Annotated in this window: 9 protein-coding genes; all 9 read right to left on the bottom strand. The window is 28.3% G+C overall.

Annotated elements, in window-relative coordinates; genetic code table 11:
* Position 1 precedes the first annotated feature (1 nt).
* A complete protein-coding gene (locus KKQ79_RS02920; protein WP_213188905.1) occupies positions 2-796 on the bottom strand; it encodes a hypothetical protein in 795 nt (264 codons plus the stop codon).
* 755 nt (positions 797-1,551) lie between these two features.
* Positions 1,552-2,856 carry an HlyD family secretion protein gene (locus tag KKQ79_RS02915; protein ID WP_213188904.1) on the bottom strand — a complete coding sequence of 435 codons (1,305 nt, stop codon included), beginning with the start codon at positions 2,854-2,856 and terminating at the stop codon, positions 1,552-1,554.
* Entirely contained in the window at positions 2,846-5,041 is a 2,196-nt protein-coding gene (locus tag KKQ79_RS02910; protein ID WP_213188903.1) for a peptidase domain-containing ABC transporter, read from the bottom strand. The genes KKQ79_RS02915 and KKQ79_RS02910 overlap by 11 nt, the downstream gene beginning before the upstream one ends.
* 1 nt (position 5,042) lies before the next feature.
* A complete protein-coding gene (locus KKQ79_RS02905; RefSeq protein ID WP_213188902.1) occupies positions 5,043-6,035 on the bottom strand; it encodes a hypothetical protein in 993 nt (330 codons plus the stop codon).
* The gene (locus KKQ79_RS02900; protein ID WP_213188901.1) at positions 6,007-7,212 is read right to left on the bottom strand and encodes a radical SAM protein; all 1,206 of its coding nucleotides are present in this window, start codon (positions 7,210-7,212) and stop codon (positions 6,007-6,009) included. The genes KKQ79_RS02905 and KKQ79_RS02900 overlap by 29 nt, the downstream gene beginning before the upstream one ends.
* Positions 7,213-7,277: 65 nt before the next feature.
* Complete coding sequence (locus KKQ79_RS02895) at positions 7,278-7,487, bottom strand: hypothetical protein (RefSeq protein ID WP_213188900.1); 210 nt, start codon at positions 7,485-7,487, stop codon at positions 7,278-7,280.
* 216 nt (positions 7,488-7,703) lie between these two features.
* A complete protein-coding gene (locus tag KKQ79_RS02890) occupies positions 7,704-8,531 on the bottom strand; it encodes a thiopeptide-type bacteriocin biosynthesis protein (RefSeq protein ID WP_213188899.1) in 828 nt (275 codons plus the stop codon).
* A gap of 5 nt (positions 8,532-8,536) precedes the next feature.
* A complete protein-coding gene (locus KKQ79_RS02885; RefSeq protein ID WP_213188898.1) occupies positions 8,537-10,708 on the bottom strand; it encodes a lantibiotic dehydratase family protein in 2,172 nt (723 codons plus the stop codon).
* Positions 10,709-12,823 (bottom strand): prolyl oligopeptidase family serine peptidase, encoded by a 2,115-nt coding sequence (locus tag KKQ79_RS02880; protein WP_250131177.1) that lies wholly within the window; start codon positions 12,821-12,823, stop codon positions 10,709-10,711.
* Positions 12,824-12,863 lie beyond the last annotated feature (40 nt).

Here is a 12,863-nt window from a genome sequence, read left to right as displayed (position 1 = left end):
TCTATGGCAAATAAGGTTTCCTCCAGTTGGAGTATCCCTGTACTTCTCCATAAGTGTAGTAAGAGTTGGACATTGCATTTAAAGATGTCTGCGGAAATTGTATGGCATAATTTTCGAGTAAGGCAGGAAAATACTGCGTAGAATTTTCGGTATGTAGCAGAGCAATCTGATTTGGAATATAGCCTATATCGCTGTATATATTAGCAATGCTAATGAATGCATCTCCAGTGATGGGGGCAGAATCAGACGATCTGTATATTTGAAAATGAACATTGACAATACCTTGAATTTTTCTGAATGTTATAGCTCCCTTTAATCCTCCGAAATTCTTGGTTCCGATGGTATAGGATTTTGAGGCGGTCAGATAGGTATTGGTATTTCCCCAATAGTTCACTGGTGCAGACCATACCGAAGTTGCTGTTAGTCCAGCTGTGCTGTTTGAATCTAATGTTAACACGATATAGTACTCAATAGGAGCTATCTCTTTTGAAAAAGACTGCCATAAGGTTCCGTCAAAATAATAAGGGGCTGCTTCGGTAATATTTTTGACCTGACCTGCCAAATTTGAAGGAGGAGATGTTGCATAAACCACTGCTCCTTGTTTAGCAGATGAATACGTTTTGGCTGCTAATTGATTTCCGGTAATACGTGGTGGAATAATTCCATCATAATGACTAATATCATTTGGTTTTCCTACAACTTCTAAAGTAGTCTCTGGAGTTTGGGTGTTAATCCCAACTTGTCCGTAAATTAAAGTTGTAGATAATACGAATAAAAGATAGCTCGATTTTTTCATCTCTTTTTGATTAAAATTCTGAAGCAAAATTGAGCGGTAAAAATCTTTAAAACAATAGTATTCAAAGGGCTTGGGCTAAATAAGAATAGTTTGGATTAATCTGGATTCTCTAAAGATTAAAAAAGAATATTTTGGACTAATCTGGAAAATTAAATCCAATTTGTTAATAAAAAAAGCAAGTTCCGTAGCTTTTCATTCCTTTTCCAAAAAAGGCAAGAGAGTCTTTGGGCTCAAAACTTGAAAAGTTTGTGGGTACAAAGACACATCTTGCCAAATAAAAGATAATCATTTTCAGAGCTCTGAAAAAGCTTATTTGGTATTGATAATGAGATGTTTTAGAAATTTATTGCTTTGAAAGGAAAAATTCTGAATAAAATATTTTGAGCCTGTGTATTTTATATGCAGGTATATAAATAAGACATGTAGAAGTTACGCAGGTTTTTGTTATAACTGTATAAAATATATAGAGGTTTAGAAATAGAATGCTTCTTTTTTATTCAGAGTGAAGTTTGATGAAGCTCCCCATAACATTTTTACACAAGTAGCTGTTTGTAACTTTATTACTCATGTACAGGAAAAATCTGTGTCTTTTTTGTGCGGGTTGAGTAATAAAAAATGCTTAATTTATGATAGTTAAAATAATAACCTGTATAGAATTTATTCTTATTTTTATAACAGCTGGGTAAATTTTAAACAGGTTTTGTAAGCAGGCTCTACCATGAGCTGATTTGATTTTTAAAGATTAGTAATTCATATTATGATTGATACCCCAATAATTTTCTAATTTGATAGAAGAAACGCTCAATTAATCTTAAATCTTGGGTTACAATTTCTGCATTGCCTTTTAGTTCTTTGTCAAAAGTAAGAGTTTTATTATAAGAAGTTTTCAATCCTTTAGGTAAAATAACATCAACATAATAATTGCCATTATCATCTGGAGTTAGAGAGATATTTTGAACTCTACCTTCTACAATACCAAATTCTTGGTAGCGATAGTTATCGAGTTTTATAAGAACTTTTTGTCCTGAAATTACTTTTCCAGAATTTATAGATGGAATAGACATTCTGCCTACTAGAGCTTCTTTATTTGTTGGTAAAATAGATAGTATTGCTTCATCTGTTTTTACAAATTGGTTTTCTCCCAAAAATTGCTGAAAACTCACCGTTCCATTTGTTGAAGAAATAATCAAATAGTTTTGTTCCCATTGCTTCAAAGATTTTCTCAATTGTTCAAAAAGTTGTAGAGTTTGAGAAGAATAATTGATTTTATCCTTTTCAGAATTTATTGCGACACCACTTTTTGTTTTATTTAAATTATTAAGAGACTCTTCTAATTGAGAAATTGAAAGCATTATACTTTTTACATTTTGTTGGGCTTGAAGATATTTTATTCTTTCATTTTCCAATTCCATCTTAGCAATTACTCCTTGATTAAAGAGTTGTTGAGAACGTTCATAATTTTTCTTGGTTAAATCAAATTTAGCATTTTCTAAATTCAATTGTTGTTGTAATGTGGCAATTCTTCCTCTACTTTCTGATAGACTTTGGCTAGTTGCAATATCTTCTGGAGCATAAGGTTTTAGTCTTGAAAACAATCTTTCATCCTGAAAAGCTTTTGCAAAAGAATTATAGTCGCTTTGTAAATCTCCTAATTTGAATTTTGAAGTTTCACTTAATGGAAAATTGAATATTTGATTAGGCGAAATAGAATCAACAATTTTTTTGAGTTTTAATACATCACTATAGTTGGCTGTTGATTGTAAAATCATTAAAACATCACCTTTTTTAACTTCTTGATGATCTTTAATAAATATTTTTTCAATTTTAGAATTTGTCCTTGACAATAGCTTTTCAGGCGGATTTTGGGAGGTTACTATAATTGGAGCTGGTACAAACTCTGGATATTTTATGAAATAGCTCATTAATAAAACCATTGTTAAACATCCAAAAATAATAGTATTCCCCCAACGAATCATCCAATGTGGTGGTCTTGTAAGAATGTCTTGTACGCTTTCTGAACGTAGTTCTAAATTGTCTAATATGTCTTTTTTAGTTTCCAAGTTCTAATTGATTTTTTACTAATCTGTAATATTCTCCTCTAAGTGCTACAAGCTCTTTATGATTTCCTTCTTCTACTACTTTGCCTTTGTCTAAAACAATAATTTTATCTGCATGTTTTACGGTAGAAAGTCTATGTGCAATTACAATAGCGGTCTTGCCTTTGAAAAATTTTTCTAGATTTTCCATAATGATTCTTTCATTATTGGCATCTAAAGCAGAAGTAGCTTCATCAAAAAAAATATATTCTGGAGATTTATATACTGCTCGAGCAATGAAAAGTCTTTGTTTTTGTCCACCACTTATTCCGATTCCTTCATTACCTATTTTAGTGTTATAACTTAACGGTAATTCTTCAATAAAATCTTTGATGTTTGCAATTTCCACTGCTTTTCTAAGTTTTTGTTTATCAATGTAATCTTCCCCGACAGCAATATTTTCAGCTATTGTGTCATTGAAAACATAACCATCTTGCATAACAACACCACAATGTTCTCGCCAAAATCTAGGAGAAATGTTTTTGATATTGGTGTTTCCTATTTTTATTTCGCCTTTATTAGGCTCATAAAATTTCATTAATAATTTGAGTAGAGTAGTTTTACCACTTCCACTAGCTCCCACGATTGCTGTGGTTTTTTGATGAGGAATTGTGAGGTTTAAATTTTCAAAAACAAATTGGTCAGAACCAATATATCTAAAAGAAACATTTTCGATTTCAATATCTTTTTTAGGGATTTCAGAAGCATAATGTTCCTCAGTATTTTCTTCATCTTCTTTATCGTGAATTTCTGCAAGCCTTTCCAGTGAAATAGATGCATCTTGGTATTGCTTTATAAAATCAATCAGCTGCATTAGAGGACTGTTTAATTGACCAATTATATATTGAACTGAAAGCATCATTCCTAAAGTCAAATTTCCACTTAAAACTAATTTCGCAGATAGAAAACTGACTAGAATATCTTTCATTTGATTAATAAAACTTCCCCCAACTGATTGCCATTGTTCTAATGAAAGTGATTTTATTCTTAATTTAAACAACTTGACTTGCAAAAATTCCCAACCCCAACGTTTTTGTTTTTCGGCATTATGCATTTTGATTTCCTGCATACCATTGATAAGTTCAATCACTTTACTTTGCTCTTGGGAAACCTGCGAAAATCTTTTATAGTCTAATTCTTTTCTTTTATTAAGAAAAAAGGTAATCCAGATAATATAGAAAACCGCTCCAATCAAATAAACTAGAAATAGTCTGTAATCATAAAACAGTAAAACAATGCTGAAAATAATCAGATTAACTAACGAAAATAAAGTATTGAGAGAAGAATTGGTAAGAAGTTGTTCTATTCTATGGTGATCATTAATTCTCTGCATAATGTCCCCCGTCATTCTGGTATCGAAAAAACTAATGGGAAGCTTCATTAATTTGATAAAGAAATCTGAAATAATAGAAATACTAATTCTTGTGGAAAGGTGAAGAAAAATCCAACCTCTAATAATTTCTATTCCAATTTTCCCAAAAAAAAGCATTAACTGCGCTAACAAAACCAAATAGATGAAATTAATATCCTGATTTTGTATACCAATATCTATAATGCTTTGGGTTAGAAAAGGAAAGATTAACGACATTATACTTCCTATAAATAAACCAACCGAAAGTTGAATTACTAAGGGTTTATATTTAAAAAGGTATTTGGAAAGGAAAGAAAAGTTTGCCTTATTTTCAAGTTCATCAAAATCATTTTTGAAGAAAGAAGATGTAGTTTCAAATAAAAGAGCAATACCTTCCTCCGTATTTTCATTAGAATTATTACCAATCCAGTGTTTGATAAATTCCGCTTTAGTATAGGTCAATAAGCCAAAACTTGGGTCTGAAACATATACATTTTCTGATTTATCAATTTTATAAACTACAACAAAATGTTTCTTATTCCAATGAACTACGCAGGGTAATGGAACCTCTTCAAATAAGGTTTTGAAATTAATCTGCACCCCCAAACTTTTGAAACCTAATTTTTCTGCTGCATCACTTAACCCTAATAAGCTACTACCTTCTCTTGTTGTCTCAGTAATAACGCGAATTTGCTGTAAAGGAATAGATTTTCCATAATATTTTGAAATAATACGGAGACAGGTTGGCCCACAATCTTTAGCGTCTGGCTGTTTATAAAATGGAAATAGTTTTTTCAAATTACTGTTTTAACCAAATAATTACATCTTCAAATACTTCTTGCCAATAAAACTTCTTTTCTTTTTCATTTTCCTCTTCAAAATTATGGTTTAATTTATTATAAACCTTAAAGAAAATATTATCTTTTCGATTATTCAAAAACTCAAATCTAGCCAAATCATTAGAAAAAGAAACCCCAACATCCTTTCCTCCATAAACAATTAATACTGGGTTCTGTTTTTTTACAAGAAAACTTATAGTTGTGGGAAAAGAAAAGGATTTATATGATATATTAGACAATGTATTTTCATCATTTCCAATTAAAACAGCATTCTTTAAATTTTTATAATTGCTATAGATGGCATCCCCATCTTTTAAGTATTGCTTATTTAATAAATTATTAAATCTTAAATTAGAAATTTCTTCCTGAAAGCGACCATATAAATTCACCGATAATATGGCAGTCTTTTTTATTTTTTTTTCGTTAAGGGCGGCCGCTATTCTTGCTCCTTGAGAATGCCCAATTATATATATATTTCTTACATTTGGGCTTTTACTATATTTTTTAATAATTTCGTAAATATCTGATAATAAGACATTAAGTGTATTTAACTTTTGATAATCGTATAGAATTTTTTTATCAATAATATTATAATTTTCATCTAAATCTTTAGCATTTTTGAAAATCGGAATAAAAGGTTTAGAGACAAATAAAAACAAATTATCTTTTAAATAATTTTTAATTTCAAAAGGAATAATTAAAAATTTACCCCCTTCATCTTCAGAAATTAGCGGTGTAACATTTGAACCTTGTATAAAAATTATTAAATCTTTTGGATTATTGTCGTTATTAGTAGCTTCTATAAAATTAACAATCCGTTTCTTTTTTTTAATTTCTTTATGCAAATATGTAATAGAATCAATTTCAAATTTTTCAATAAATTTCTGGGAAAAAGAAAAAACAGAAAAAAGGAATAAAAATAAACTAAAAACTTTGTAAATATATATTTTCATGATATTTAGCTTTATTAAAACGTATGTTATTAATTAAGTTTGACAAATTTAATTTTTCTAATTTCAATTCATCATAAATTTCTACTGCAATAATATTCTGAACATGACAAATAAACTCTGCTAAATCCTCACAATACACTGACTCATTATTGAATCCATTCTTTTTACTATATCTATTAACAAGATAACCTCCTGCACAAATTTCTTCTAAATCACAGTTTTGACACATAAAAGGTAAACGATGATGCGCATAATAATATAATTCAGCTAGTTTTATATTTTCAATAGAATCAAGATTATCTTTATTTATATTAAATTTTGAGTGAGTTATTCCAGGTTTACTAACTCGTAGGGTATCATTGGTTTGTATATCTCCATTTGTTTCAATTATCATAGTAGCTCCAAATCTTTTTCCCATTACATCATTTCCTTCTGGCAATGATAAGATTAATTTTATCAATGTTGAAAATAAAAGAATTTCTGGTCTTTCTGCAGATTTATCAAAAAACCACAAATTAAACATCTCCACAAGCCATTTGCCTATTTTGCCTCTAGTATCGTTAATGATAATTGTATCATGGTTTTCATCCGGAAAGAGTAAATTTACAAAACTGATTTTTAGTTTTTTATATTGATCATAAACATCTGAAGGTTTATCTTCAATATTTATCACTGAAAGTACCCCTGAGTTTCCTAATATCATATTACATAAATCAATCCCATTTTTAATTTCTTTATAAGAAGATTTATTATTATGATATACCCTATATTTTGAATTTGTTTTTTCTGTGCCATCCATACTTATTCCAATGCTTATACTTAATTTATTTAAATCATGAACATATTTTTCATTTAACAAAGTACCATTAGTTTGCATAATAAAGTTAATCTCTTTAAATGTATCTTTAAAGGTTCTTTGATATTCACTTATAAAATATTTGTAATATTCTATGCCAGCTAATAGTGGCTCTCCTCCATGAAAGATTATATTATATTTTTTTAAATCTTTTTTTTCCATATATTCTAGAATTCTTTTAAGCAAAATAGGAATTAGTGATTTTGCAAAAATTTTGGGCATATTTTTATATGTATCGTCACCTTTATTATAAACATAACAATAAGAGCAATTTAAATTACACAAACTTGCGGTCTTTAAAACAATCGAATTAATTTTCATATGATATTATTAAAAAAGCGTCCCATAGAACGCTTTGTTTTCAAAAATTAAGAGTCTAATTTTTTTTATATTTTTGGTTTTACTGGTCTTGCTCTATTGTATGAAGTGCTCTCAGCATAGTTTTTCCAATCTAAACCATCTTCTTCTTCTTCTTCTTCTACCATACCTCCTTTGATATCAATTAGTTGTTTTTGAGATAATGTAGAAAAAACATTTTGAAGTTTTTCTTTACTTGTATCTTTTGATACAAAAAAGTTGTTTTTGTTTTTTTTCATAGTGATTTCTTTTTAAATTTTCCCTACTCTATAAGCTTTTCGGATACCGCTTTTATTGTTATTATATTTTACCTCCTGATTTTTTTAACAAAATCATTTGTGTTTTTTATTTTTCCAAAATTGAAAATTCAAATATATAAATCCAATAAAAGCATACCGAAATTGATAAATTTTGGTTAATAACAAGCCATCTATTTGCCTTAATAGATTGACATTCTATGCTTTATAAAACCTCAACAAATGATCATAAATAATCATTTCAAACAATCTTTGATTAGAAACAAATAGTCTATTGATGTGCATATGAAAAATACTTTGAAAAAAATCTATCATTCCTACGTTCAAACACTCTTTCTTTTTCAATTCTAAAATTTTTTCAATAACAATATGAATGTCTGAAATATTATTTGTGATTAAGTTCCTAATGTCTTTAAACTCATTTGACTTAATAAATTCAAAATATTTAGGCTGAAAATCTATATACTTTCTCTTTAATTGATTATTTAAATTTTTGTCCGCATTAAATTCTGTCTTAAAAGCATTATCAAAATTCTTAATCCAATTTATTTTCTCTTCATTTGATAATCCTAATTCAGAAAAAATAAAATCAATATAAAATAAAGCAACCATTATTTTCTCTTCATCATCGTATTCTAAAAATTTTAGAATCAATTCACTGCTTCTAAAAAAGATTTCCTCTGCATATTCTATTGTATTTTCTCCATACCGTTCAAGTTCTCTTTTATAAGTGTCAATAATTATATTCGAAATCTCTCCAGAATTCAAATATTCTCCAAATAGAGAATTAATTTTTCCCAAAATATAATTATAGTTGTTAAGGTTACTAATATTAAATCTTATTCTTAAATGTGGTTTCGGGTCGTTATACCTTATAAAAAACCACTTTTTAATCTTATTTTCATTCTGTAATTGTTCAACAAATGGCTTTATCACTTCCAAAAGAAATTCAGAAGTTTTAACTCCTGTATAAATCTTAAAATATAACCATTCACTTCCTGGATAAAATATTCTACTTTCAGACATTTTGTTTATAAATCTTTATAAAGTGAAAACACAAATTGATGAACATAATCAGACTTATCATTAATTAAAAACTCTTCAATAATAATTTCTTTTTCATTTTTAACAGATGAAAAAAACATTTGAACTAAATCGAAGTTTTGTAAATTAACTGCCAAAGTATTATCTCCTTGCACCCATTGAATCCATTGTGGAATTTGCTTTAATTTTCTCCACTCTTCAATTTTTTGAAACAAGTGTTCCATATTTTCAGATAGAATAATTGAATTAAAAATTTTAATTTGCTCAGAATTAATTTTCCATTGAGCTTTTGAAAGGATTATATTTTCATATTCAACTCTTGGCAAGAAATCATAAATTTTTGACAATCCACCCCAATCAAAAAATAAACTTGTCCTAATTTTTTGTTTACTATAATCGCATAAAAAATGGTAGATAGGCAAAGAGTTATTAGAATAGTTGTGAGCATTCGTCAAATGAGGAATAACTTCTTTATTGTGTTTTTTTGATCTTAAAAATAACTTACCATTCTTTATTGAAAGATACAAATCATCTACTGATATTTGATTTTCTTTCTTTAAAGCAGAATTAGCCAAGTAGGGGATTTCGTAACTCCTTAATTGAGGTCTTCTTATCACATTTCCAATTCTAGATTCTGGAAGATGTATAATTTCGGCTAAAATTTTCTCTGGATTTAGTTCTTGTTCCTTATCCGAAATTTGTATTACAAAATCTTTTATTGTTGACTTTTCTGAACAAAATCTTCCAAGTAACCTTCCTGCATTTCCACTAATATTGTTAATGTATAATTTTTCTTGTTGATTATCAGAAACTATTTCTCCAATTAACGATAAAGTATCCGACAAATCATTCCAATTTTCTTCAAAATCATTAAAATCATCTTCTGATAATTTTATGACATAATCATTATTCCAATAGGATTTTTGTAACCTTTGATTGAGAATAAGATGTATTGGATTTAATTTAAATTGAAGTTCTCTTTTTTGTTTGGAAGAAGGTAAGACTATATCTTCTAAATACGGATGAACTCCTTTTGTTGGTATATTTTGCAAATAGCCTATCCCAATTTCAGAATCTAAAGCATAGGAAAGGGAAACCTCTTCATTTTCAAATCTTTCGTAAAATGCTTCTTTAAATTTTTCTAAAACAGTTTCTCTATTTAAGATAGTAATCTTATTTAAAAATGAAATCCCCTTTTTTAGTTGTCTTTTCCATTCATATGATAATTTTATTTTGCTATCATAATATAAATCCGTCTGAAAGAGATACTTTTTATCATATTCTAAATTGAGATTATTAATAAGTTCTTCAATTTCAGCATACATGTTTTCTGAATTTCCAAAATTTAAATCGAGCTGCTGCATTTTAATTTTTATGGCAACCAAAAGGTCTCTTTCTTCGTTAGCTCCAATTCTTTCTAAAATTGAAATGATTGAATCTAAAAAATTATTTCCTGCTACATTTGGTTCTAGTTCACTTACCAAAACCTGATTTTCTATGAGCTCATCAATAAATTCTCTAGCTTCTTCTAAAGATATTTCTTCATTAATAAGTACTGATGACAGTTCATCAATTGTTTTACCTTCTTTAGAAACAAGTAATATTTGTTCTAACTCTTCAGAAAGAGGAGCAGAAGAAATTATGTAATCTCTTTTTCCCTCTTTATTTTCATATTCTACAAAACGGATTTTATTTTTTCCAATTGTATAAATACTATTATTGGGAAAGTATAAAATGTTATTTTTAATATGAGGTATTGAATTAAGATGCTTTGATAGTTCAACCAAAAAGTGCATATCAAGCTTGGTGTCTCTAGATCTTTCATTCTCTGAAAATAATTTAGGGAAATCATCTTCTTTATCAAATTTACCTAAACTTACTCCAGCAAATAATCCAAATGGTGTATAGCGTGTACTAGCTCTATTGTAATATTTCACTAATGAGACTTTAGACTTTTCACTAATTTTAGTCTTAGTTTCATTAAACAAAGAAAGAGAAGCTAAGTAAATGGCTTCTCTAAAAATAATACTAGTAAGATATTTTTCTATATTTTCATCATCTGTGCATTTCTCATAAAAATTTCTTTTAAATTCTTTAAAAGATAAATGAGGTAATCTGACAATAAAATCATCAAAAAAATTGTAAGGGAATTTTGGCATTTATTTTTTCTCGTCTTTTTTGAGTTGATAATCAGGATGTCCTAATTGCCAAAATGCAAAAACAAAAATATCCGCTAGATTTTCATATAATTGTAGAGTTGGAATGTCTCCACCATGACCGCCTTCGTAATCAATTTTTAAAAGGGTAGGATTTTCTGAATCATTATTTGCAAGCAGTTTTGCTGCAAATTTGGTAGGCATCCATGGTGATACTCTAGGATCATTAATTCCCCCAGTAATAAGTGCAGCAGGATATTTAATTCCTTTTTTAATATGTAGATACGCATCCATTTCTAGTAAAGCCTTAAATTCAGATTCTATTTTTAATGAACCTAATTCTTTCACATTATTTAGTCCGTTTGGAGTAAACTCCATTCTTGAAGCATTTACAACGCCAGCATCAATAATTGCGGCTTTAAATAAATCAGGTCTTTCGGTCATTGCTCTTCCTATGGTAATTCCTCCAGCACTTGCTCCCCAAATAGCTATATTTTCTGAAGATGTGTAATCTTTATTTATCATATACTCGGCACAAGAGATTAAATCTTTCCATGAATTTGGTTTAGTTTCTTTAAACCCACCTAGGTGCCATTCTTCTCCTTTCTCTCCTCCGCCTCTAACATGTGCAATTGCCATTATTCCTCCTTCTAAAGCCCATAACATATATGTTTTTGAAAAATAAGGGCTATTAATAATTCCATAGCCACCATATGCATCAATAAGGAGAGGATTATGTTTATTTTTATTTATTCCTTTTTTATATATTAAAGAAAGAGGAATGTCTACTCCATCATGAGACTTCACAACAGTTTCTTCTACAATAATATCTTTAAACTCAGGATAATCAATTATAGGGGAAAGATTTTCTGATGTGAATTTTTTTAAAGCATAATTGTATTTAAATCTTTCAGAGTCATTTTTCCACCCACTACATGTAATCCAAAAATTATTTGACCTAGAACTTTGTGTGCCTATTGAAATGTCTCCAGCAGGAAAAGGAAGGACTAATTGTTCTACATGTGTTTTTTTGTATAAATAAAGTTTTGCTTCTACTCCATTTTTTGTACTACTAAATAAAAATCCATCTTTTATATTAGATAATCCATTTATTACTTCATCAGAAGTGTTAGGGACTATTAAATCCGGGTTTTCAAAATTAGGTTTTAATAATGAAGTCCTATAAATAGCTGTCATACCATTTTTTTCTGATACAAAAATAATATCGTTTCCTTTTACAATAAAATTGCTTACTTTTTTATCTTTGTCAAATAATAATTTCCAACTGCCTTTTTTATTTATTTCATTTAACGGCTTGTAATAGGTGTTAACAAAATTTGTAGCACCAGCTATATAACCAAATAGAAATTTAGATTCTTTATTGGGTAAATTTACAATAGGAAAATCTTCGGAATTAATTTTTAAATTGGGATCATTTTCTTTTGAAAATATGTCATTTAATATTTGGGGATCCTCTCCGATTTTATAAATGACCGATTCCATATTTTTTAGAAAAAAAATTGAATTTGGGTCAATAACTGGATAATGAAGATAAATAAAGCGTTCATTATCAGGGAACCAAGATACACCTCCACCATCAGATGGCCAGCAATTGGTAATAACATCAGAGAGTAATTTATTCTTTTTCACATCATAAATAATCATTTCAGAAATTTCTTTACCACTTTCAGTTAAAGCAATTGCTATTTTTGAACCATCAAAATTTGGTTTAATGTAACTAATTTGATAGTTTTTTTTATTCTCAGGTTTATAACTTTGAGGATTAAATATTTCAGTTTCTGTTCCATTAAAAGTCTTTCTAAAATATAGTTTAGCTGTGCTTTCTTCGGGTTTTTTCTTCAAATAAAAATAAAAACCATTTTCTGTAACGTTTATACTATTTACAGAAAATGATTTACGCTTATCAAATTCTTTTCTTTTATCAATATAATATTGTCTATTTGAAATGGATTTCAAAGTATTTGTTGAATATTTTGTTTGCTCACGCATCCAATTAACAACAGAAGAATCTTTTAAATTTTCTAAATTTCTATACTCATCAACTATATTAATTCCAAAATATTTTTCTGTTACAGTTGAAGATGGTGCAAGATTCATTTTTTGAGCATTTAATAATCCCAAACAAAAGATAAAAAAA

The sequence above is a fragment of the Cloacibacterium caeni genome (assembly GCF_907163125.1).
Lineage (GTDB): Bacteria > Bacteroidota > Bacteroidia > Flavobacteriales > Weeksellaceae > Cloacibacterium > Cloacibacterium caeni_B.
The sequence above is the reverse complement of the archived record's forward strand: the minus strand, read 5'-3'. Positions and strand labels throughout refer to the sequence as shown.